Raw genomic sequence first — 23,888 nt, 5'->3', positions numbered from 1 at the left:
CGATTCTACAGCTTTTACAAACAATTACCATATTGATAACAGATAAAAAGAAAAGCTGAAGGGCAGCAATACCGCCTTCAGCTTGTGTCTCCTGGGCAGGGAGAGGCCATCCATAGCCATGTGGATCCTGTGCTAGCAATTTATAACAAGGATCTACTTAAAAATTGAATCGAATACCAGCGACAAAGCGACGCCCGTCAGCGTAGACGCCAGTGAGTGCTTGCTCAACGCCTTCCTCTTGATAACTAAAGGTATGTTCATCAGTTAGGTTAATTGCCTCTAGTACAACTGCAAGATTTTCATTGATGTTATAGGTGAGGTTGGCATCCACTTGTCCATAGGCATCAATGTATCCAGGCCAGTCGTTTCCTGAGTCGTAACCAGAACGGTGGTTATATGAAATTCGACCGCTAAAGTCGTCGTTCTCATAATAAGCGCTTAAGTTTATGGTGTGCTCGGAGTTTCCTGGGATGGTAACGTCGTTACCATCTTTATCTTTTGCTTCGCCATCAACATAGGTGTAGTTTGCCGAAACACCAAAGCCTTCGAGTAGCTCTTGTTGATAACCAAACTCTAAACCTTGAATACGTCCCGCTCGGCCGTTGCTTGGACGACTAATGCGAATACGAGTGTTGTCGTGTATTTCAAATGCGGGTGTGCTATCTAAAAATGATTGAATATCTTTATAGAAAAACACGGCCGAGAATAAACCCGCTTCATTAAAATACCATTCAATACCGGTATCAAACTGCGTTGCTCTGAATGGATCGATATCTGGGTTACCACCAGTGCCTGTTTGTGTTTCCACATTGTAAGATGTAGAAGCTGTCATACTGGCATAATCGGGCCTAGACATAACCCTTGCTGCGCTGAATCGCATGAGAAGATCATCACTCAGATCAATGGCCAAGTTGATGCTGGGTAAAATATCAAAGTAGTCTTTGTCTTGGGTTGTCCAAACTTCTGCACCCGTTTCACCTGAGAATGCTGAAGATTCTTGTTTGGTGTGTACTAGCCTAACACCCAAGTTACCACGCATACCATCGGCATCTATCGTCGTTTTAACATAACCTGCCAATATTTTTTCGTTGATGTCAAAAGTACTGGCTTTTAAGACTCTGTAATCCCATGCTAAGGCGTCTCCATCGCGACGAACTTTATCTGAGTCAGTGATTGCATACGCTCTTAATGTACCTGAAGAACCTAACCCTGAAAGATAATCACTTGGCATTGCGAGCGAGTAATCAGCAAGACTCCAGCCTAAGTCGGTACGGTTATCCGTCGTATGCTTCGTATTGAATCGACTGTGATCTCGGTATTTTACACCCATTTTTATTTCGCTAAAGACAGCAATATCGATAGGGCGTTTAAAATCTGCTTGAATATAGGTTTCGTCATCTTTTGCGTCATTACTGTCATAGCGCAAGAATCCAAGGTCCCATTTAGTCCCGTCAGTAGGATCCGCGCCGTATGACGTTTTGATATCTTCAGCTTGTGAAGCGTCAAATGAATGGACGTAGTTGCCAACCCAGCCAACTGAACGGTCAGCTTGAGAGCCACCGGTACCTTCGGTATAACCTAATTGATAAGAGGACTGCCATACTTCGCCTTCGTGTTCGACTTTTAGGTCATAAGCTTTCGTTTTAAGCTGTGAATTCCTGACTTTGGTCTCATCAAGAATATTTGTACTGTCTGGAGAAAGTCCTAAAGTGCCACCGACAACCATATTGCCAACCTTGTTATGGTCAATAATGGTGATGTCGGTGTATTTAGAATTGCCTCGCTCTGGTAACCAAAGGAAGTTTTGGTTTTCATTGTCGGCATCGAGAGTTGAATCTAGTAAATTTAAAGTGATGTCAGTGGTATCACTTGGTTGGTATTGGAGTGCTAAAGTGATCCCTGTTCTGACGCGCTCTTGAGAGAACATAGCAGAACCTCCACCACCAGGACTATAAACGTCTTCATGAACAGTCCCATCCTTCATTGTGATTGTTCTATCAGCCCAGCTCCACGCTTCAATACCGTCCCGACGTAGATTACGCTCTTGTCGAATTACTGAGAAGAGTGCACCAAATGTCTCATCTTCATTTTTAAAGTTGTACATGATAGATGCTTGAGGATCTGTTTCGCCAGATACTTCACTGTATTGGGCTAGAAGTGAACCAGCAATTTTATTTGCTTCTAAATCAAGAGGTTTTCTGGTTTTTACGATGATGGTACCACCAATGGAGCCTTCGTCAATATCGGCTTCAGGTGATTTGTAAACCTCTAGGCCTGCAACAATTTCAGAGGGAAGCATCGTATAATTAAAACCACGACTTGCTGCTGAATTTGTCCACCAATCCGCAGAGCCTACCGCTTGACCATTTAATAGTGTTCTATTTTGACTTTCGCTAGTACCTCGGATACTGACCCGTTCACCTTCACCAAAATTTCGAGTCAATGATACGCCGGTAATACGTTGCAAAGACTCCGCTACATTCTGATCAGGAAACTTACCGATGTCTTCGGCCGTTACTGCATCGACAATGGCGTCTGCGTATCGCTTCGTATTAAGCGATTTAACAACACTTCCTCTAATACCGCGAACCTGTATTACTTCGACTTCTTTTTGTGATGCATTGCTCTGGGCCGCGTAAACAGCAGCAGGTGTGTATAAAGCTGACCCCATCAGTGCCGAGGCAACAGCTACCGCGAGTCTATTTTTGTTTTTGAACATCTTACCAATCCCCTTGGATGTTAATTAAGCGTAATCGCTTTAGTGCAGTGAAGATTTAACAACAGAGAGGAATGTTAAATCTTGAATGGCTATGAATTGATGTGAAACGTAAAAACAAAAAAGTTGTTAAGTATAATTCATTGTATTTAAATGATATAAAAATAATTTTGTCTATAAATTAGCTGACTAAAGTAAATTTACTTATAGCTCATCTATTAAAATTATGTTTACATTCACAACTTATAACGCTTAGGTTAAGGTTTAAAGTTTGGAATTTAATCATAAGGTAGGAAATGATGTGTGCTGCTTTTGATCTTTAATGAACAGTCATTATTATCAATTGACCTCGCTGGGGGTTACAAAATCGATTTCAATTTGCAGAAAAGGGCTTTTACCTAATTGAAGAAGGGGGGGAGCGCACAGTGTGTGCATTGAAAACTCAGCGCAAGTTCGCTGCTAACGCTGAGCATTAATATAGATTGATATTATTAAAAGAGCCGGGTTAGAGGCTCTTTTTAGGGGGAAGTGCAACGTTTGCAAATATCAAACCTGCAACGAGTGACATAAATATTAAGAATGTCTGCTGCCCGATGTGATCCGCCATAACGAAGCTTTGTCCTTCAATAAGTGAGTTGAGACCTATATATGTTTTGGAACCAGGGACCAAAACAATGAGGCCTTTCATCGTTACGATTGAGGCTGGTGCATTTTCAACTCGGTTGAATATATTGCTGAAAATACCCACAGCGAACGCCCCTGCAAATGTTCCCAGCGCATAGTCAAAGTAGATTGCCGCGCTTACAGAAACTGCATATGCAATAAATCCAGATGTAATACACCAAGGAACATGCTTTAGCTTGGTCTTGAATATAACAACTAAGCTCAGACAAAGTAGGAATACCGCCAGCCACGCTGTCCATTTTGGGATCGTGTCAGGTTCAACAAAATCTGCTTGGCCAAATATATAAAACCCAATACTAATGCCTAAAAAAGCACCGAAGTATAGTTTAAACAACAGCATAAATGCGTCCATCACGCGCGCTGTTCCAGACACTAGGTGTCTCGCTGAAAGCTCTGCGAAACCCAGTGCCAGTGCAAGGCCTGGGATAAACACAATAATGGCAGACAATACGACTAAGCGGATGTTTAACTGCGGATCAATATATGCGGATACGGCGCACGCAGCGATAGCGGATGCAATGGCAACCATTGGCTCTAACATGTGGGTGACACGCTTTGAGTGTTCAGACCACAAGATAAAGAGATAAACTAAGATGGAGATGATACCCGACCAAATGACATCGCCCCAGCTGGTGCCCATTAGCATGGCAAAAGCCCCACCAGAAACGGCAAATGCAAGTGCCATTTGCCATCTAGAGTATGGGGATTCAGCGGTTTGAATTTGGTCTAAATTCTCGTCGGCTTCAATGATAGTCAACTCACCTGCCAGCATTCGGTTCACCACGTCATCAGTATTTGCCAGTGACCCTAAATCATGATCGCCCGGCTCGACTCGTGCTACGTGCGTGTATTCTTCTTCATGTCCATCAGTCCATATCACAAAAGTGACAGAAGTAGGTGACATAACAAAGGATGATTTTAATCCAAGGTGTGTGGCAACTTCCATTAAATGTGCTTCTAAGCGAAAAGCTGGTGTGCCATATTGGTGAAGCATTTTGCCAAGCTTAACAATAAACTTGCGCTTTTGCGTAAACGTCGCTGAGTTCAACTGAGCAATACCTAATTAGTTGAGTAGTTAAGGGCCAAGCCCCAAAATTTAAGCGTTAGTGCTTAAACCCCAAAATACACTGAATACCGTGACTTTAATGATGTAATGTTACTGCTCAATTATGTTACAAATCTGAACGATTAAATTAAGAAAGACAAATACTTTGCCAAATCTAAATTTTTAACGATTGAACAGTGGTTTAATTTTATAGAAACTGCCCAGAACATACTCGGTGCAAATTTCCATAAAATCAATAATAAGTTACGTCGCGCATTCTAACCAGTTTTGCTGTATTTTCAACGCATTTTGTTTGCGTTTTTTTCTTCATTCTTCGGTAACATGTATTGAGTACTGCGCAGCGTGCGTTATCCAAGCATTCAGTCATAAAAGTTGTTTATTCAGCTTTGTACAGGAGTGTATTCTGTTATGAGTGATTTTGTTTTGTAACTGTTCTATTAACCAGACGTGGTTATAACTTGCTTGCATCAAAATAAAGCCACTTTTCTAGGCTTTCTCGCCCATGTGTTGCCAGGTTAAAAGCTCCCACAGCCTAAACGTGTTCTTTTTCGATTAGTACGATAAAACCATGCTATAGCAATGAAGTATTTATCTCTGCTGTGGTGACAGCGTCTGGCACAGGGGAGTCATGAGCATTGTTTTGCGACCCCCTTTTTTGTCTGCTCCAAATGGGATAGAGAACAGACATACCTAATCACAGAGGCTTGTGCAATTAAGAAGATGATTCTCTTATTTGTAATGTAATATCTACCAGTGTCCTAACTGGAGGCTGGGATTTGTTAAGTATTTCGCTTAGTGCCTGACAGGTGCGTTTACCTATGTCATCAGCGTCAATTCGAACCGAAGACAGTGCTGGGCGCATAAGCCTAGAGTCGGCTAAATCATCGAAGCCGATCACTTTGATGTCTTTACCTGGAACTAGGTTGTGTTCACGCATTGCCTCTATAGCGCCGTATGCGATTACGTCACTGAAACAAACGATTGCCTGTGTATCAGGCGCCACCTTATACAATTGGTGAAAGGCATCACGACCGCCTTGGCGGTTTGTTGGGGCTGTGATCTCATGAGTTTGCGAAGCAGAGTTGCGCGCTGCAATTGCTGAGCGAAAACCAGCTACACGTTCATGATAGTCAGAAATCTCAGTGGTTCCCCCCAAGAATGCCAACTTATCAAGCCCTTTCTCTAATAGATGTTCGGTGGCTAAATGTGTTCCCTTTTGGTTATCAGGGAGAATACACGGTGCATCAGCAAACTGAATTTCACGCATTATATTTATTACGGGAAAACCAGAGTGCACTAATTGATTGACCCATTCTTTACTTGTGCCAGGTGCAGGCACCATAACAAAAGCGCTGACGTTGTATTCTTTTAGCGTGTTAACGACTTGCTGTTGGCGTTGAAAGTCTTCCCCGGTATTCACCAGCATTGGGACCATGCCTAACGCATAAATGTGTTTTTCTAAGCCCACAGCTAACTGTGCTGAGTAGGGGTTTGTTAAGTCGTTTATGACAACTGCAACTAAGTTCGATTTTTTACTTCTAAGTGCTGCGGCGTCACGATTGTAGACATAACCAAGCTTTTCTATTGCTTTTAAGACTTTTTCTTTGCTTTTATCGCTGACTTTATCTGAGTGAGTTAATACAAGCGAAACGGTAGATTTGGAGACTTGTGCTTCTTTGGCAACATCAAAAATTGTTATTTTTTCTGGCTTTTTGTCGTTATTCATAAGTGCCTGATCGAATACATTGTGCTGATGACGGTTGCATAGTTTAAACTTTTAATCTTCGACTCTGCAACTTACAATTCAATTGCGCCCCATTTCTCTAAAACAATAGCCTAAAAATCATATTTTTGAACGCCAAATGTCTCTAAAATACTGCACTTAGCATAAAATCATTATATCATGGACTGCTATGGGAAATAGAATAGGGTTTTCAGAAGTGATAAATACTGCCGGTTCATTACTGTTTAAAGCAATACTGTTTGGGTTTGCACTTTCCATGTTTCACAGTGCCAATGCAAATGCATCGGACTATAAGCAACCGTCAGACGCAATTTCTGAATTTGTAAATGAATATAGTGTGCCCGATGCAGTGGTGGACCCTAAGGGCCGCTGGATGGCCTTATTAGAAAACGGACCATCTCAGCCTGCTGTTACCAAAAGCATACTGGGCATTGAGTTTAACCCTCTCAGCACCCTACATTCAGATATTCCGCGATATGCTCATGTCTCTTTTAAGCACATCGACACAGGCGCGGTAATTAGGCCGAGAGGTATTCCCGAGGGTAAAATCCTGCACCCCTCTTGGAGCGCAAGTGGCAGACACCTTGCTTTTATACTGGAAACAGAGCAGGCAGCCCATTTATGGGTTTTTGATATTAAACAAAAAAAGAGCCGTATTTTATCTCAATTCCCTTTAAATGGGTTCACGCAAAAAAAGCCTTTCGAGTGGTTGGCTGATGGTTCAGGCTTAATTGCAAATATCAAAGTCACTCGTCCTAGTGTGGATCAAGCGAGCAAACGTACCCCAATTATTCAAGCTCCTTTGGTCGTAAGTTCTACAGCGGGTATTGCCAGCGTAAACGAAATACAGTTTGGGCCAGTTCAACAAGATGAGTTTAAATCTTATGCTTTGGCGCAGCTGTACAAACTCTCTCTGCAAGGTAACGCAGTCGCGATAGGCCAACCCGCCTACTTTAGTGATTTCAAAGTTTCTCCAGATGCCACCAATCTATTGGTAGCCATGATGGATATAGGAACGCTTTCGAAAATGCAAAAAGACGACTTTATTGAACAAAGAAATAGCGTTTGGCAGATTTGGGGAATGCGCGGCGTGCCTCTGTATGAAGTTTACCGTCCACAACACACATTACAAAATACAGATAGGCTCTCTCAACCATTTGTGCAACCGACTATAAAAAGAGCTTTTAAATGGCGCGCAGACAAAGGCGCTACGCTGGTCTGGGCTGAGTCGTCAGACAGTGATGAAAACGAAAGCTTATACAGTATATCTGCACCATTTAAGCGTGCACCTAGACTCTATGCTGTTACAGAAGGTCGAGTATCCCAAATCCTGTGGGGTGATAACCAGTTAGCCGTTTTAGTTATGAACGAAACAAATGGTCAAAAAACCTATTATGCTTTTTCTCCATTAACTCCCGATCGTTCACGAGTGAAACTACAATTATTCGATGACTTAAAGCCGGGTGATAAACGTGAATTAATTTTCACTAAAAACGACCTCGGTGTTGATGTTTTAAAAGTCGCAGGGGGCCGATATCTGTTTGTTAAAGGTGTCAATCATGACAATGGCCAAGTGACACCTTATTTGTCCAGATTTGATGCCAAAGGCAATTTATTTACTTCTATTTGGCAATCTAGCGCACCCTATTTTGAACAGGTAATCGATGTAATTTCTGATGACGGCATGCGCTTCGTCACGCGAAAAGAGTCCAAAGATAACCCTGCGAATTACTTTTCGAGAAACCTAACTTTTGACACGATTGAACAGCTGACAAGAAATACGCATCCATACCCAAGTATGCGTAGCATAAGCAAAGAACTTATGAGCTTCAATGTGAGTGGCGGTCGTGTCATCGAGGGAGACTTCTATTTACCTAATGATTTTGACCCCAGTAATGGACGACTCCCTGTACTTATTTGGTTTAATTCGCAGGAGCCAAAGAACACCAAGGGGTTAAGGTCACCATATCGTTTTAATCAGCAAGATGCGCTAAGTGGAGTGCCCTTTGTCCATGATGGCTACGCTGTCTTGAATATTCATAACTTACCGGTACTTAGTGAGAAACTACAGGGGGAGGAGCTGACAAAACAGTTGCGTGATAGTGCTCAAGCCATTGTTTCAACGCTGATTGCGCAAGGTATTGCTGACAAAGAGAAGATTGCGATTGGCGGACATGGCCTAGGCGCAACAAATGTTGTGAATTTACTCGCTAGTACGGACTTGTTTGTCACGGGTATTGCAAGAAGTGGTGCTTACAACTTTACGCTTACGCCATTTGCGTTTGGTAAAGGCAGCAATAGCTTGTGGCAGAACCAATCGAAGTATTTAAATAATTCAGTTATATTCAAGGCAGATAAAGTGACTGGATCGCTATTATTAGTGCACGGTTATCAAGATAGAGGAGAAGCCAGCTTTCCCGTTCAATCGGAGAGGTTGTTTAGCGCAATGAATGATTTGGGTAAATCAGTAAAGTTGGTGATGCTGCCGCAAAGTGGCCATATTTACGCTGAAAATGATGAAGTGCTACATATGCTTTATGAACAGTCAACATGGCTCAAGCTGCACTTTGAACCACTCCCAACTGTTGAAGAAACCGACTCAGTACCTGAGATTTTGAGATTTGAACTGCCAGAGCCTCAACAAGAGTTTCAATATCCTTCTCCTTGGAATTAATAATGAGTGGCCCTTTTGGGCCTCTCGTCAACGTTAAGTAACTCTAAAACTATTCTTTTTGCGTGATGGAGCTGCCCAAAGAAGCTGCGATCACCATAAAGATTGCAAACCATTGCCAGAGTGTCAGTAGCTCTCCTAAGATCATTAAACCTGCTAAGGCTGCTATAGCTGGCTCTAGGCTCATCATAATGCTAAAACCTTGGGCTGGCATATTACGCAACGCGACCATTTCTAGACTATAAGGTAACGCACTGGAAAGTAGACCTATTGCTATCCCCAATGGGATTAGTTGCCAATCCAATAATGCCATTCCTTGCGAAGCAATACCAAAAGGCACAACAGCAAAAGCGGCTACACTCATCCCTAAAGCGACGGTCATACCGCCGGAACCTTGCCCACCGCTCTTTTTTCCAAAGATGATGTAACCTGCCCAACATGCGCCAGCAACTAACGCTAGGATTACGCCAATAGGATCTAGTCCGTCAACTTCATTCATATCTGGTAATAGTAACAAAATGCCCGCAATTGCGAGTAGCACCCATAGGTAGTCTCGTTTTCTTTTCGAGGAAAAGAGTGCAACAGCCAATGGTCCCGTAAACTCAAGTGCAACCCCGATCCCCAATGGAATTCGTTCGATAGCATAATAAAAGGTCAAGTTCATTATACCTAACGACAAACCATAAAGGATGACCGGCCTCCAGTTGGCTGGCAGCTTTCTCCAAGGCCTAAAAATGAGACACAAAATGAGCGCTGAAAAACCTAGCCTGTAAGCGGTTGTACCTTCAGGACCGACATAAGGAAATAGTTGCTTTGCGATTGATGCGCCAGATTGGATAGTCACCATGGCTAAAAGAAGGCATGCAATCGCATACAAAAAACGCTTATCCAGAATTTGCATTGATACACCTATTGGCTTTAAGAGTGCGGTAGTCTAATGCTTTAGGCTACCGCGCTCAATGGTTTTGTATACATTATTCCTTTATCGCGTTTTTTCCATCTTTTTATGTTTAACTTGTGTGTTTTATGTGCTTTTTAGGTTGATTTTGTGTTTTGTAATCCTGGTTTTTGCAACATTATGGTAAGTGAATTGTGCTGGTGTTTAATCTTGTTCAGCGGATAAAAACGCTTGCCAAGATTTTTCATGGGCGGACATCTGCTTATGCTTTTTTGATGAATAGTGCGCTTTTTTATCTTGCTCCGTCAAAAATGGCCCAGCTCGGCACATACTACAATGTGAATCTGACAGGTAGTCTGGTAATCCCAATATTAGCGTTTGGTCTGTGTTTGCTTTAGGCGACCAAAAATAGCTTACACCACGAGTATCTTTTACGTGTTTGTCTCTATCTACATTCCTTATTTTATAGTCGGGAAATTGGTCTATCTTAAAGTCCATTTGCCCCAAGTAGTTGATGTCTAGCCCCTGATTCAAGGTTTGTTCTAAGTTCCATTCACAATAAGGTTTGACGTCTTTTGATGTAATTATGCTGAGCATCGGGCCTTGTTTATCTAGCGCATACAGTTGGGAGTGAACTAAAAAGTAACGTAACAAACGTCGGTTGAGTGTATTAATACTTAGCTGATTTTGTTTAAACTCGTCATGAGAAGCAAATGCGGGAATTAAAGGAAACTGAAAAATAACCGCATCAAATTGTTGCCCTTTTAGTCGCTGCCAAGAGTGCGCAATGGTAGCATCGAACTCTGTGAGCACGGGTACATCAGAGCCAAGTAGTTTATCCAAAGCATGATCTTGGTACTTTTCACGTAATGCTGATTCACTGTCATAGATGCTTGCAACGAGTGATTTGGGCTTAAGGTGTTTATGGATGGAATAGGAGAAGCTAAGGTCGCCATCTCCTACTGTTAGAATTCGCCACTGTGAGTTCAGCTTCATAAAAAACTACTGGTAATTTAAAACGAGAGATTATATCAAACCAAACTATATGGTGAAGCGCTGTTTAGGTGATCTTTATATATTTTAACAGCGCAGTAGTGTTGGTTATGCGTTCTTTAACTCATCCAGCAGGTGCATCACGTCTATACTCGCTTGCTCCATTCTATTTAGTTGTTGTACAGCACCTTGCTTGTCGCCATTCTTAAATTTAGTTACGGCTTCAACACCTGCTTTATGCACTTCTCGGTGTGGTTGCTCTAAGCGTCGATAAGCAGAGTTGTCGGAATATAATTTTGCCCCTTCGCCCGAAATCCATTTCCCCAGTCTGCATGAGGTATGATCCGCAAAATCAGTCACTGCCTTATGACTACTGCCAGTGATAACGTTATACACTTCGCTTTTCCAAACTACATGGTCAAGTTTTACTGTTTGAATAAATGTTTGCTGTGTAGCATTAGAGATAGTGTTTCTCATTGAACCGCAGCTTGTGACGATTTGGCCGTACTCATCATTCAAGTGCTCAATACTGCTTGAAAGTACTTTATTAGAGTCTTGAATTACAGATACATCCTTAACTGTGAGTTGAGTCGTATCGATTATTTTAGTCACAAGATCAGAAACTTCATTGGCCGAGGCATTGGTATTGTTTGCCAGCGCACGTACTTCATCTGCCACTACGCTAAATCCTCTCCCAGCTTCACCGGCTCTTGCTGCTTCTATTGCCGCATTGAGCGCCAATAAATTTGTTTGGTCTGAGATTTTAGATATGGTTGAGACAAACGTGTGAATGTTGTCTGCCATATGAGATAAACCCGATATATTGTCTGTCATACTAGACATATTTTCAGAGAGTTTACCCATACCTGTAAGTATCTTAGCTAAAGATTCTTCTGATGTTTCAAAAGATTGATTGACCTCTGAAATTGCAGAGCTGTCTTGTTCAATATTTAAAAAGCTCTGAAGTACGGTTTCTCGGATCCCCTGAATTTGGTTCATACCAGACAAAGCACATTGTAATAGTTGGTTATCGGTGTTGTCATTGAGTTGTTCTTGAGCTTCGACGAGTTGTTCTTGAAGACGTTGATTCTCAGCTTCCAATCTCTGATTTTCTTGAACTTGTGCAGCAAGCTCTGATTTTGTGCGGTGTAGCTCTTCCTTAAAATCGGTGTTAGAGAATAAGTTATTAAACACAGATTTAGTCCCCTTTATATTTTCGCTTATTATGCGTGAGTGTGTCGCAAAAAGTTATTACACAGCTCGTTCAAATTTTCAAACAATGTATACATTGCATTGATTGCTATTGTGACACAAATTTTTTATGAAGTATTTTATATGTGATGGTGTAGAACTATTTTCTTTAATTTAAAGTATATCAACTAGGTATGTCGATAAGGTATGTTGCTAAAGCATGTGGTTATAGTGAGGTACACTATTTAACTTTGCCGAGGCCGTGAGCGCACCGATTTTAAGCTTTTATTGTTGTACATTGCTGCATCAGCCAAATGTAGCAGCTTGTCAGGTGCGGTTTGCGGATCAGTCTCCGTATGCCCGATACTGATCCCTACGCCATATTCAAACACTTCTTCAAGTAGCTTTTTTCTCAGTTGCTCATCATTATTCTGCTTCAAAGAGCCAAACGCGACAAATTCGTCACCACCAATTCTGAAGCAGTTATCTTTGCCAAAAACATCGTTTAATGAGGTCGCTATTTTTTTTAAGATGGTGTCACCGCAATTGTGTCCAAACTTATCATTCGCGTACTTAAAGTCATCTAAATCAAAATAAAAGAGAGTAGGGTGCTGCTGACATAGCTTATTAAATTGTGTAAAACAGGCTCTGCGATTACCTATTTTAGTTAACTCATCGTGTGTTGCGTCAAACTTCAGTTTGTCTTCAAGCTGTTTGCGCTGGTGTATTTCATTATTAAGCTGAGTTATGGTTTCACGCTTTCGCACTATCATGGTGTACAGTGCATAGCAAATGAGCAGAAAGCCAAGTTGTTTGAAGGACGTATCAAGTACAATGACAGGCAGTATATCCACAGCAATAAAGTCATCAAGTAGATCCAGTAACAGACCTAAGCAATATATGACCCAAGCACAAATAAGTACTCGGTTCTTTAGGTGGGGGGCAGAATACACGATCATGGTTGAAGCAATGCTAAACCAAAATAACTCTTCCAGTGAGTCGAGTAAGTTGCCCGGCTGTTCCTGCATCCAGAAATAGAAACCCAAAACAAAGACCCAAATCGCGGCATAAAGCAGCTTTTGATACATAAATTGCACTCCCAACGCTACTTTCTAACTTATAGCAGCTATCGCCTTGATTTGCTCGCCTGCAAATAAACTTACTACAATTATTCAGTCGCTTAAAATAATTATTTTTATTTCAGGAAAGCCCTAATTGAGTGCTTAGGGCTATTTCAGTGGCCTGTGAGTGATCAACCACAAGGTACACATGCCTGTTACTATTCAGTCATGGTAATCTATCAAGTTGAGAACTTGTAGCTTTTTTACATTAGATTAAAGGAATAGTCGAAATGTAAAACTCTTTTCTTTTGGTTGGATTTATTCTATCTAGTTAATTCAATTGCTTGAGATATCATGAAGAGGTGAGACACAAACACCACAGATGTTAAAATAAAGCGCATTTGTTTATAGTCTTTGTGTGTTTCTTGCCATTTGGGCATGGCTTTTTCTGTCCATAGCACGACCCAAAAACAAATTGCTAAGTAGGTAAGCATAAGCGTTGGAGATAAAAGTGACAGCAATGGAAATGGTATTACCGTTGCGACTGCAAACACTGCGTGTGACTTTGGTTGATCTCCTGCGCGCCATAATGTGCCCGCCATAAACGCAAGTATACCCATACTGTAATAACTAAACACGCCAACTAAGGTTTCAGAACTGCCTAGCATGAGCGTGCAGGCGATACACAATAAAAATGGAATAAATCCCATGTAGCCTAGCTGTATGTGGTTAAAATATGGATGCATAAATACTCTTTTCTTATATGGGTTAATTTCTTTGCTGTGCACAATCGTGTTGTTCGGGCAAGCTGTTGTTTTCTACAGTTACCTTCATTCTTACGTGTTGATTATACCTAAGGTTTAATCTGCTGTTCAGATTATTCAATCAAATTATTCGATAGCAATGATAGTTTTAATCAATTTTATTTAATTCATCCAAGCTTATATCTTTGTGTTCAAGCAAAGCCGCTAAGGCTGTAGACAAAATTACATACTTTTTAAAGAGGAAAGTTATGAGCACTTCATTGATTAACACTAAACTTTTACCATTTAACGCGACAGCTTATCACAAGGGTGACTTTGTAGATGTGTCTGAGCAAAACTTGTTAGGTAAGTGGAGCATTGTTTTCTTTTACCCAGCAGACTTCACATTTGTATGCCCAACTGAACTTGGCGACTTAGCTGATTACTATGCTCAACTCCAGGAAATGGGCGTAGAAGTATATTCAGTATCAACGGATACGCATTTTACCCACAAAGCTTGGCATGATGCGTCAGACACAATTAAAAAAATCGAATTCCCAATGATTGGCGACCCTACGGGCAAAATTACTCGCAACTTCGGTGTAATGATTGAAGAAGAAGGTTTGGCACTACGTGGTACGTTTGTTATCAACCCAGAGGGTGAGATCAAAGTTGTAGAAACGCATGACTTAGGTATTGGTCGCAGTGCTAAAGAGCTTGTTCGTAAGGTTCAAGCAGCACAATACATTGCCACACATGACGGTGAAGTATGCCCAGCCTCATGGCAGCCGGGCGAAGAGACATTGGCACCTTCTCTTGATTTAGTTGGCAAAATCTAATTTGCTAATTGCCTTTAGCCTGCTGGTTTTACCAGCGGGCTACCATGCGAAATTTGCATCTCCGTTACAAAGCAAGCATGTGCTTAGCGTTTCAATGAGGAATTTTAAAAATGTTAGACGCGCAAATTAAAAGTCAATTACAAGAGCACTTTAAACAAATTAAATCACCCATAGAGCTTAAAATCGCACTGGATAACAGTAATAAGTCCGATGAACTAAACTCGCTTGCTCAAGACCTTGTTTCGTTGAGTGCGCATATTTCGGTGGTCGAAAACTACGATATGAATGCTAGACGGCCTTCACTTGTTATCAACGCGAAGGACACTAATACGCAAATTAGTTTTGCAGGTGTGCCAATGGGTCACGAATTTACCAGTTTGGTGCTGGCTCTACTACACGCTGGTGGACATCCGAGTAAACTAAGTAAAGATGAACTCGATGTTATTCACTTCATTGACCAGCCAATGAATTTTGAGGTGTATGTGTCACTTAGTTGCCAGACTTGCCCTCAGGTTGTTCAAGCACTCAATACCTTAGCCGCGAATAATGCCAACATCTCAACAACCATGATAGATGGCGCACTGTTTCAAGATGAAGTGGACGAACGCAGCATCATGGCGGTACCCAGTGTGTATTTGAATGGTGAACTATTCAGCCAAGGTGCAGTGAGTCTATCTGATATCCTGAAAAAGCTGGATGGTAATTCGGCTCAAAAAGAAGTCGAAAAGCTCAATGACAAGGCGCCTTTTGATGTGCTGGTTATAGGTGGTGGGCCGGCAGGTGCATCTGCGGCCGTGTATGCGGCAAGAAAAGGGTTAAACACCGGCGTTGTAGCAGAGCGATTCGGTGGTCAAGTGGCTGATACGATGAGTATCGAAAACTTTATTTCCGTTAAAGAGACCGAAGGGCCTAAATTGGTCGCGCAGTTAGAGCAACACGTTAAACAATACGACGTTGATATTATGGGGAGTAATAAGGTTGCCAATATCGAGCGTAATGAGTATTTGGATATTGAATTAGAAAATGGCGCAACTTTGAAAGCAAAGTCCGTTGTTATCTCCACAGGCGCGCGTTGGAGGTCTGTGAATGTGCCCGGTGAAGCAGAATATAAAGGCAGAGGGGTTGCTTATTGCCCACATTGTGATGGGCCTTTGTTCAAAGGAAAGCCGGTGGCAGTCATCGGTGGCGGTAATTCAGGTATTGAGGCGGCGATAGATCTCGCAAATATTACAGAGCACGTCACGGTTTTGGAGTTCGCAAGTGAGTTAAAAGCCGATCAAGTTCTGATAGATAAAGCAAAGAGTCTCCCTAACATTACGATTCATACCAATGTACAAACGACAGAAATAGCGGGTGATGACCAAAAAGTAACAGGGCTTCACTATCTAGAGCGTGATTCAGGTCAACAGCGCTCAATTACGGTTGCAGGTGTGTTTGTCCAAATTGGTTTGGTGCCAAACTCGGAGTGGTTACAAGGTTCGGATGTAGAATTAAATCGATTTGGTGAAATAGAAATTGATAATAAGGGGTCTACTAGTATGCAAGGCGTATTTGCTGCTGGTGATGTAACGATTAGCCCTTTCAAACAGATTGTAATCGCAATGGGGAGTGGTGCGACAGCTAGCTTAGGTGCCTTTGATTACTTGATCCGAACACAGGATTCAGTCAATCAAGCAGCTTAAATATTCCCTTTGGTAAGGTGCATCACCTTGCCCGACTTAATTCATTGCAATACACCCATGCAATGTGTCTCCAGCCACGCTTTTATGCGTGGCTTTTTTTATATAGTTCATAAATGCAATTGATGAAATAATTTATATTTTCACGTAAGTTATTTTATATCTAATAATAGCTAGCTAAGATATATCCTATTACTATCAAATTTAACTATTTGGTTACTATGTAATTGTCAATTTATTGTTTTTAATAGATTTTGCTGATTGACGATACAAAATGGTTATGGAAGAATGCGCAACGTTAATTGCGTTACAATAAATAAAGGATATGGAATTTATTAATCATAATTATGGATTATTAAAACAACATTTGTCGCATGATTTTTATCGCCAGCTGTTGTGCCAAAATACTAATGACACTCAAGTCTTTCAAAATAATTTTTATGGCTCGGACGCTAAAAAAAGCTGCGAAGAGCAAGTTTCACTTTTTTTAAAGCACCCAACCCATCTAAGATTAAATTACGTTTCAGATAATGCGACAAAGAATGCGCATCAAAAATGTATCAATGCGCTCAATTTGGTTGCAGAAGAACTAGGTTGCAACCCCAACTCTAAGCCGCAAAGGGGAACTTTGATAGTGCTCGGGCTTGGCGCTGGATATCATATTCATAAATTGCTTTCTTTAATTCATTATACGGATGTGATCGTTGTTGAATCTAATATAGAGCAGTATGCAACAGCGTGTGCAAATATCGATCTAAACAGCATTGAGCGTGAATGTAAAAAACGTCATGGCTCTCTCACTTTTTTCAACCCGACTAGTTATGAGCAACTCATTGACCAATTAAGAGCGTATGTCATTAAAAGGGGGGCTCATACATTAGTAGACATCAGTTTATATCGGCATTACAGCACGCCTTTATTCGATCAGGTATATACAGAATTTAAGCAGTGGCGCAATAATTTAGCGAGCATGTGGGGTTTTTTCGAAGATGAATTATTGGGCCTTACCCACAGCATAGAAAATAGCAAGCTCTGTGCAGTAAGTAGTCATGAAAATGTGTTCGATAGCCATTCAAATATACCGGTCGCTGTAATTGGAAATGGCCCGTCACTAGACAAAAACCTAAAAAAGTTACGACAAGACTCAGCGAATATGATTATCGCGTCATGTGGTACTGCACTCGGTGTATTGTTGAAAGAGGGAATTATTCCCGACTTTCAAATAGAGATGGAACGGACGCCAGCAAACTATTATTTGAAAGAGCGCCAGTTAACGGATCCTAGGCTAAAAGACGTGGTCTTGATTACTTTAAGCACTGTCTTTCCAAAGCTTATCAACCAGTTTCAACATAAAATAGTATTTACCAAAGGTAATGATCTGGGTAGTGAGCTATTTTCAAATGGATTAACGGCCATTAAACCGCTTTTTCATTGCAACCCTACAGTTACGAATATGGCTGCCGCTGCACTGTCGCGCATAGGGTTTAATAAGCTAGTTTTACTGGGGTGTGATTATGGCTACGTTGATCCAAGTGCGCACCATAGTCAGTTGTCAGACTATTTTAATAGTGCTAGTGATTTATCTCAGGCTAAATTTGATGCTGAATTAAAAGTTAAGGGCAATTTCAGAGAATATGTATATTCCTCTCGTATTTTTAATGAAGCTAGACTTGCTCAGGAAAAGTTAATTAAATTAACCCCGACATTAGATGTGTCTAATACCAGTGATGGCGCTTTAATTATAGGTGCTAAGCCTTTAGATTATGACAACATAGCCATCGAAGCATCTGAAAAACATAAAGTTATGCATGATGTTTTCACTTATACTCAAACTGCTGAAAGGGCTCGCACAAGTGATATTGATTTGCTTGGGGAAGCGATTTTGTTCATAAAAGCTTTGAAAAACACTGTTCAGTCAGCGCTGTCCATTGTTGACATTCTTAATGAGTTGAACTTGGCCGTTCAAGCCTTATATACCAGTCATAATCAAATAAATAAGCTACTTTTAAGCGGAACAATTAAATATGTAGCGGCAACGATTGCCAGTCATATCAATCATTTGCCTACTAATTTGTGGCCTCAGTATGTATCAAAAACGCGTGACTACATAGACACTATGCTTGCTGAAGTCCTACAAAAACTCTCTCCAATAGTAACTTAAATTAAGGGAAATTAATGAAGTTTAATTTAAAAACAGTTTTGCCAATCGCGTTAGTTGCAGCTCACTCGGGCAAAGCGATTTCACAAACGATTGAATACTACACTGACGACCAAAAACCAGCCCAAGTTGGTCAAGGCTTTAATAGTTCAGAGTTTAACAGCTTCCAAAGTGCAGGCGATTCATTCGGTGCAGGTGATTCATTCGGTGCAGGCGATTCATTCGGTGCAGGCGATTCATTCGGTGCAGGCGATTCATTCGGTGCAGGTGATTCATTCGGTGCAGGTGATTCATTCGGTGCAGGTGATTCATTCGGTGCAGGTGATTCAAGTGATGCCGGCGCTCCAAATGACGGGCGACCTTCTGATTTTGTTCCATTCCCTACAACGGACTTGAACCCAATTAATGGCAATCGAATGCATCAAGGTGTGTTATACATCGAAAAGAGCGACAATCCATTTTTTGGAACATTTGAGCAATACCTTAAGGTGTGTGTAAAGTCGACTAAGCGCATTGTGATTGCTTCCAACTCGCTTTATGATGGAATGTACAAAGGTATTGAATTCATGGGTAAGGGCACCTATAAAGCGAGCTATCAAGGGGCAAAAGACTATGCGGTTCTGAAGCTAAACCTACAGCATTACAAAGAGTCTAAAGTAGAGCGAATTACTCTATTTAAAGGCAATGATACGTCGAGTTTTGAATTCTATGGCGAAGCACAACGTGGCAAAGAGAAAGTCGGGGATATTCGAGCCTATTACAAAGGAATGGAAGCGTATGAGTTAGAAGGCTGTGCTTCGTACTTGGGCCAGTATTAAACCCATCTAGCATAAATCGGGAGTATTACTTTGCACTCCCTTAGACTGCTACTGTAGTTTGTTACTTTAGTACGAGTAATGAAATTACTATGAAGCTGTGATTGGGGATCCGTACACAGCTTCTACGATGGGCACAACCAATATACTTCAAGAAGACTATACAAAAGCAGTGATAATGATATTGCCAATAGCTTAGGGGCTAACTACTAATGCTATCATCTCTAGCGCAATGGTTGTCAAGAAATGCTGAGCCCCCTAAGCTATGCACTGAGGGAGGTCTACACTAACACTTTATGAGAATAAGTCGTTACTGATATTTTGCGGCAGTAATAAACTCACCAAATGACTCACACCAGACCACCACCGTCGAGTATCTGTCTATCTCGATAGATTGGGGTACATCAACAATAAAGCCGTTAAAGCTGGAAATCGGAGCGACAAACTGCATCGAGCTTTTGTGTTTTTCAAATTCTTGCTCAGTTTCGACGAAAGTAGGAGATAAATAGAGGCGATAATCTGGCCCTGGTGCAAGTCTTCCTTCAAAGCCTATACTCTGATCCCCTATAAATACGTCACCTTCTCCAAAGTGCAAAAAGTCAGATCCTTGCAAGTCTTTTGTAAACTGCGCGGTAAATTTTGCACCATTCGCCACATCCGAAAGCGCAGTTTGAGTTGGCGCTGGTGGAGCCATCATAATGGGCAAAGAATAGACGCCCATCGCAAACCCAAAACAAAAAACCAACACTGTAAACATTAATTTAAACAAAAATCGCATGAAATACGGATCTCTAATCTGAAGTTATTTTCCTAACCTTAGCGTGGCAAATAGTCGTGTCAACTTAAGAATGTTTTATTTTTGTTAAATTCATTTGTGTGGCACATTTATTTAAAAAAACCACGCTGTAAGTAGGTAAAAATTCGTATTGATATTTTTAATTCTCTTTTTTGCAACTCTACCTTTCCTTTATTGATTGCCAATCTACTGTTTTTACTAATTTATTCAATTTTATGAACTTAATGCTGGTGTTTTTATTTTATAGTTCCGCCTCGTTTTACATTGGGTTTTGATGTTTATTTAGATGAAAAAGTATTATCAATTAAAAAATAGCCAATTATAAAGTTTGTATTTTCTGGTTGGACCTTTTTGTAATGTAAACGAAGGTAAACAAAATGAGTGTTAATTTTGTTAATATATATAGCGTGATATTTGTTGTGTTTAAATCAACAAGTACAGGTGTATCAATGGCTTACAATTTCTTACCTTTCTTACCGTTAGCTATTTTTATGGTTATTTAGTATGTGTTTTTAAATTTCAACCAATCCCTTGTGGTGATTTTTTGGATCGGTACAATCGCTTTCGCTCAGTATTGCATTAGGTACATATGTTACCGAATGTAATTTTGTGAATATAAAATCAAATAAGTTAGGAAAATAATAATGAGCGTGTCAATCCTACCCAATAGAGCACTTAAACTCAGTGCCATAACTATGGGTCTATTCAGTGCATCAGCACTTGCAAATGTTGATTGTAGTAATCTTGCCCAGTGGCAATCAGGAAAAATATATGTTGGCGGCAACAAGGTGCAACAAGATAACGTTGCATACCGAGCTAACTGGTGGAATAGATCCTCACCGCAAGCTCGTTCTGGCCAGTGGCAAGAGTGGAGTAAACTCGGGGAGTGTAAAGGAGTAGAACCCGTAAACCTAGCACCGTCGATTAAACTGCTTAAACCCATTGCGGATATCACGGTAGTTGAAAATGAAGAAGTCGTTATCGATTTCTCAGCACAGGATAGCGACGGTGAAGTAAGGCATGTGGCTATTTATCATAATGATCAATTAGTTAAAGTCTTAAATGAAGCACCTTATAGATTCACATGGCAAGCAAAGCAGGGTAGCCATGAGTTTCATGGAGTGGCACTCGACGATGACGGTGCGACGGCTAAGTCGGTGAGCCGAAAAGTGCGCGTTGAAGCGCTACCCCCTGTTGATGTTAATACAGCACCAATTGCGCGACTAGCGGCCCAATTACCCAGTGAGCTGGAAGTGGGTAGCCAAATCGTATTTACATTAATAGCCAATGACAAAGAGTCGGATCAGCTTACTCAATCACTCTCGTTGAATGGTGTGGAGCTAGTCTCAACCGTACAAAATGAATACGAATTTGTGTGGACGGCAAAAGCAAAAGGTCAGCAAACATTTACTTTGGTAGCGAAAGATGAGCACGGCCTAGAGTCTGAAACCGTCACTCGTACGTTCACAGTGAAGGCGACAGATGACACGCAAACGAGCCATGAAGATTGTCGGCCTGCGGGCTTATACCAAACGCCCGGTGTGACACCTGCTTACTGTGATATTTATGATAGCGAAGGTCGAGAAAAAATGGGGGCTGATCATCCAAGGCGTGTGATCGGTTATTTCACCAGCTGGCGTCATGGTAAAAATGATCAACCTAGTTACCTCGTTAAAGACATTCCATGGGACAAAATCACCCATATCAATTATGCGTTTGCCCATGTCAACAGCCAAAATGAAATTAGCATTGGCAACCCAAATGCAGAAGGTAACGCAGCGACAAATATGACTTGGCCGGGTGTTGCTGGTGCAGAGATGGACCCAAGCTTGCCATATAAAGGTCACTTCAACCTACTGAATAAATACAAAAAACAGTATCCGCATGTAAAAACCATGATTTCCGTAGGTGGCTGGGCCGAAACTGGTGGCTACTTTGATGAGAGCGGTAAACGTGTAAACAGTGGTGGTTTTTATACGATGACCACAAATGCTGATGGCAGCGTAAATCAAGCAGGCATCGATCAGTTCGTTAAAAGCTCTGTTGAGTTCTTAAGAACTTATGGGTTTGATGGCTTGGATGTTGACTATGAATATCCTTCTTCAATGAAAGATTCTGGCCACCCAGAAGACTTTCCTGTGAGTAATGCACGACGAGCAGGCTTGAATAAATCTTACCAAGTCTTAATGAAAGATCTGCGCGAGGCACTTGATAAGGCGGGTGAACAAGATGGTAAGCATTACATGCTGACTATCGCGTCTCCGTCATCAGGTTACCTGCTGCGTGGTATGGAAACCTTTCAAACTGCTCAGTACTTAGATTTTGTGAACATCATGTCGTACGACCTTCACGGTGCATGGAACGATCATGTTGGTCACAACGCGCCGCTCTACGACACCGGCAAAGATACCGAGCTTAAAGTTTGGAATGTATACGGGACTAAAGAGTTTGGCGGAATTGGCTATTTGAATACCGATTGGGCTGTGAACTATTTCCGAGGTGCACTGCCGGCGGGCCGAATCAATATTGGTATTCCATACTATACCCGTGGTTTTAGAGATGTGCGCGGCGGTGAAAATGGCCTTTGGGGACGTGCGCCACTGCCTAACCAAAATAACTGTCCAAAAGGCACAGGTATTGGGGAAAAGAACAAGTGTGGTAACGGCGCAATTGGTATCGATAACCTATGGCATGACATAGAAAATGGTCAAGAGGTAGCGGCGGGCTCTAACCCTCTTTGGCACGCTAAAAACTTGGAACACGGAATTAATCCAAGCTATTTAGAAGTATATGGTTTAACCCCTGAAACTGATGCAGACGACGTACTTCGCGGTGATTATGTTCGACACTACGATGAAGTTGCTGTCGCGCCTTGGTTATATAACGCCGAGAAAAAGGTTTTCCTATCAATGGAAGACACCGAGTCTATGAAAACCAAGTTAAATTACGTAGTTGATAAGGGACTTGGTGGCGTAATGTTCTGGGAGCTGGCGGGTGATTTTGACTACCACGCTGACAAAGGCGAGTACTTCATGGGCTCGACAATGACAGCGTTGGCATATGACACATTTAACCAAAGTGGTGTGGTGTATGATGCACATATTGGTGACGATGAGTTTGCTGTACCAAGCGAAGCGGTGGACATTGCATTCGAAGCAAAAGATTTTCCAGTGGGTGACCAAAACTACCCAATTCGCCCGACGTTTGCCTTTACCAACAACTCTGAGATTGACCTAACTGGTGCCACGATCACGTTCAATGTGCCAACTTCAACGTCTGCCATCTTTAAGTCAAATTGGAATGCGCGCAAGAAGCTCGGTATGAAAGTGACACATGATGCTTCTAACAGTGCAGGCAACAATATTGGTGGCTTCGAGAACGAATTTCACCGTTTCTCTATCACCTTCAAAAATGAATGGGGCGGCCAGCTTGAGTCATTTAAACCTGGTGAGACCGTCAATGCGCAAGTGATGTACTACATGCCGATCACGGGCCCTGTGAACTTTGTCGTTGAAAAAGACGGTAAAGAGTATGCGTTTACGTTTGAATACCCTGAACTACCCGTGGCTAAAAAACACGTTCCAACCCCCGGAGATGGTGACAAAACCCCGCCAAGCGGCACGCAGTGTGAAGGCGTAAAAATTGAAAACATCAACACCTATCCAAATTGGCCGCGCACTAACTGGGCTGGCGACCCTAGCCATGCTGTAGGTGGCGATATGCTGATCCACAACGGTGCGGTTTACAAGGCTAAGTGGTGGACTAATGGCACTCCGAGTGACGGTGGTGCATGGCAAAAGGTATGTAGCCTGTAACTAGGTTCAATATTCCCAA

The 23,888-nt window shown here is 41.7% G+C and carries 15 protein-coding genes; 6 read left to right on the top strand and 9 right to left on the bottom strand.

The window, feature by feature from the left end:
• Positions 1-157 precede the first annotated feature (157 nt).
• From A7985_RS10455 to A7985_RS10445, 3 genes are all read right to left on the bottom strand, one after another.
• On the bottom strand, positions 158-2,719 hold the full coding sequence (locus tag A7985_RS10455) for a TonB-dependent receptor (protein WP_065790396.1): 2,562 nt from the start codon (positions 2,717-2,719) through the stop codon (positions 158-160).
• A 502-nt stretch (positions 2,720-3,221) separates the two neighbouring features.
• Complete coding sequence (locus A7985_RS10450; RefSeq protein ID WP_081310506.1) at positions 3,222-4,448, bottom strand: threonine/serine ThrE exporter family protein; 1,227 nt, start codon at positions 4,446-4,448, stop codon at positions 3,222-3,224.
• Between the two features lie 730 nt (positions 4,449-5,178).
• Positions 5,179-6,192, bottom strand: a complete 1,014-nt coding sequence (locus tag A7985_RS10445) for a LacI family DNA-binding transcriptional regulator (RefSeq protein ID WP_065790395.1) — start codon at positions 6,190-6,192, stop codon at positions 5,179-5,181.
• A gap of 187 nt (positions 6,193-6,379) precedes the next feature.
• On the opposite strand from A7985_RS10445, the gene A7985_RS10440 reads away from it, so the two are divergent.
• Complete coding sequence (locus A7985_RS10440) at positions 6,380-8,884, top strand: S9 family peptidase (RefSeq protein WP_065790394.1); 2,505 nt, start codon at positions 6,380-6,382, stop codon at positions 8,882-8,884.
• 49 nt (positions 8,885-8,933) lie between these two features.
• Here A7985_RS10440 and A7985_RS10435 read toward each other — a convergent pair whose 3' ends face one another.
• The 5 genes from A7985_RS10435 to A7985_RS10415 form a co-directional block, all read right to left on the bottom strand.
• Positions 8,934-9,782, bottom strand: a complete 849-nt coding sequence (locus A7985_RS10435; RefSeq protein WP_065790393.1) for an EamA family transporter — start codon at positions 9,780-9,782, stop codon at positions 8,934-8,936.
• Positions 9,783-9,983: 201 nt separating this feature from the next.
• The gene (locus A7985_RS10430) at positions 9,984-10,775 is read right to left on the bottom strand and encodes a class I SAM-dependent methyltransferase (protein ID WP_065790392.1); all 792 of its coding nucleotides are present in this window, start codon (positions 10,773-10,775) and stop codon (positions 9,984-9,986) included.
• 105 nt (positions 10,776-10,880) lie between these two features.
• Positions 10,881-11,966: a methyl-accepting chemotaxis protein gene (locus A7985_RS10425; RefSeq protein ID WP_065790391.1), complete on the bottom strand. Its 1,086-nt coding sequence runs from the start codon at positions 11,964-11,966 to the stop codon at positions 10,881-10,883.
• Between the two features lie 242 nt (positions 11,967-12,208).
• Complete coding sequence (locus A7985_RS10420; protein ID WP_081310505.1) at positions 12,209-13,051, bottom strand: GGDEF domain-containing protein; 843 nt, start codon at positions 13,049-13,051, stop codon at positions 12,209-12,211.
• 296 nt (positions 13,052-13,347) lie between these two features.
• Complete coding sequence (locus A7985_RS10415) at positions 13,348-13,770, bottom strand: DUF3429 domain-containing protein (protein WP_065790390.1); 423 nt, start codon at positions 13,768-13,770, stop codon at positions 13,348-13,350.
• 266 nt (positions 13,771-14,036) lie between these two features.
• On the opposite strand from A7985_RS10415, the gene ahpC reads away from it, so the two are divergent.
• The 4 genes from ahpC (at position 14,037) to A7985_RS10395 (ending at position 19,261) form a co-directional block, all read left to right on the top strand.
• Positions 14,037-14,606 (top strand): alkyl hydroperoxide reductase subunit C, encoded by a 570-nt coding sequence (ahpC, locus tag A7985_RS10410; protein ID WP_063378354.1) that lies wholly within the window; start codon positions 14,037-14,039, stop codon positions 14,604-14,606.
• 110 nt (positions 14,607-14,716) lie between these two features.
• Entirely contained in the window at positions 14,717-16,288 is a 1,572-nt protein-coding gene (gene ahpF, locus A7985_RS10405) for an alkyl hydroperoxide reductase subunit F (protein WP_065790389.1), read from the top strand.
• Positions 16,289-16,610: 322 nt separating this feature from the next.
• Complete coding sequence (locus A7985_RS10400; protein ID WP_065790388.1) at positions 16,611-18,446, top strand: motility associated factor glycosyltransferase family protein; 1,836 nt, start codon at positions 16,611-16,613, stop codon at positions 18,444-18,446.
• Between the two features lie 14 nt (positions 18,447-18,460).
• On the top strand, positions 18,461-19,261 hold the full coding sequence (locus tag A7985_RS10395) for a hypothetical protein (RefSeq protein ID WP_065790387.1): 801 nt from the start codon (positions 18,461-18,463) through the stop codon (positions 19,259-19,261).
• Positions 19,262-19,568: 307 nt separating this feature from the next.
• On the opposite strand, the gene A7985_RS10390 is transcribed toward A7985_RS10395, so the two are convergent.
• Entirely contained in the window at positions 19,569-19,979 is a 411-nt protein-coding gene (locus A7985_RS10390; RefSeq protein WP_256096713.1) for a DM13 domain-containing protein, read from the bottom strand.
• A 719-nt stretch (positions 19,980-20,698) separates the two neighbouring features.
• On the opposite strand from A7985_RS10390, the gene A7985_RS10385 reads away from it, so the two are divergent.
• Positions 20,699-23,869, top strand: a complete 3,171-nt coding sequence (locus tag A7985_RS10385) for a glycosyl hydrolase family 18 protein (protein ID WP_065790385.1) — start codon at positions 20,699-20,701, stop codon at positions 23,867-23,869.
• Positions 23,870-23,888: the final 19 nt, after the last annotated feature.

It is taken from the genome of Pseudoalteromonas luteoviolacea, assembly GCF_001696455.1.
Taxonomy (GTDB): domain Bacteria; phylum Pseudomonadota; class Gammaproteobacteria; order Enterobacterales; family Alteromonadaceae; genus Pseudoalteromonas; species Pseudoalteromonas luteoviolacea_C.
This window is presented reverse-complemented; position numbering and strand designations above follow the sequence as displayed.

Bases quoted from the DNA above. Each gene is read 5' to 3' on its own strand.
- A7985_RS10415 (WP_065790390.1), bottom strand. From the start codon at position 13,770: ATGCATCCATATTTTAACCACATACAGCTAGGCTACATGGGATTTATT.
- A7985_RS10445 (WP_065790395.1), bottom strand. From the start codon at position 6,192: ATGAATAACGACAAAAAGCCAGAAAAAATAACAATTTTTGATGTTGCC.
- A7985_RS10400 (WP_065790388.1), top strand. From the start codon at position 16,611: ATGGAATTTATTAATCATAATTATGGATTATTAAAACAACATTTGTCG.
- ahpF (WP_065790389.1), top strand. From the start codon at position 14,717: ATGTTAGACGCGCAAATTAAAAGTCAATTACAAGAGCACTTTAAACAA.
- A7985_RS10390 (WP_256096713.1), bottom strand. From the start codon at position 19,979: ATGGGCGTCTATTCTTTGCCCATTATGATGGCTCCACCAGCGCCAACT.
- A7985_RS10435 (WP_065790393.1), bottom strand. From the start codon at position 9,782: ATGCAAATTCTGGATAAGCGTTTTTTGTATGCGATTGCATGCCTTCTT.
- A7985_RS10395 (WP_065790387.1), top strand. From the start codon at position 18,461: ATGAAGTTTAATTTAAAAACAGTTTTGCCAATCGCGTTAGTTGCAGCT.
- A7985_RS10420 (WP_081310505.1), bottom strand. From the start codon at position 13,051: ATGTATCAAAAGCTGCTTTATGCCGCGATTTGGGTCTTTGTTTTGGGT.
- A7985_RS10455 (WP_065790396.1), bottom strand. From the start codon at position 2,719: ATGTTCAAAAACAAAAATAGACTCGCGGTAGCTGTTGCCTCGGCACTG.
- A7985_RS10430 (WP_065790392.1), bottom strand. From the start codon at position 10,775: ATGAAGCTGAACTCACAGTGGCGAATTCTAACAGTAGGAGATGGCGAC.
- A7985_RS10440 (WP_065790394.1), top strand. From the start codon at position 6,380: ATGGGAAATAGAATAGGGTTTTCAGAAGTGATAAATACTGCCGGTTCA.
- A7985_RS10385 (WP_065790385.1), top strand. From the start codon at position 20,699: ATGAGCGTGTCAATCCTACCCAATAGAGCACTTAAACTCAGTGCCATA.
- ahpC (WP_063378354.1), top strand. From the start codon at position 14,037: ATGAGCACTTCATTGATTAACACTAAACTTTTACCATTTAACGCGACA.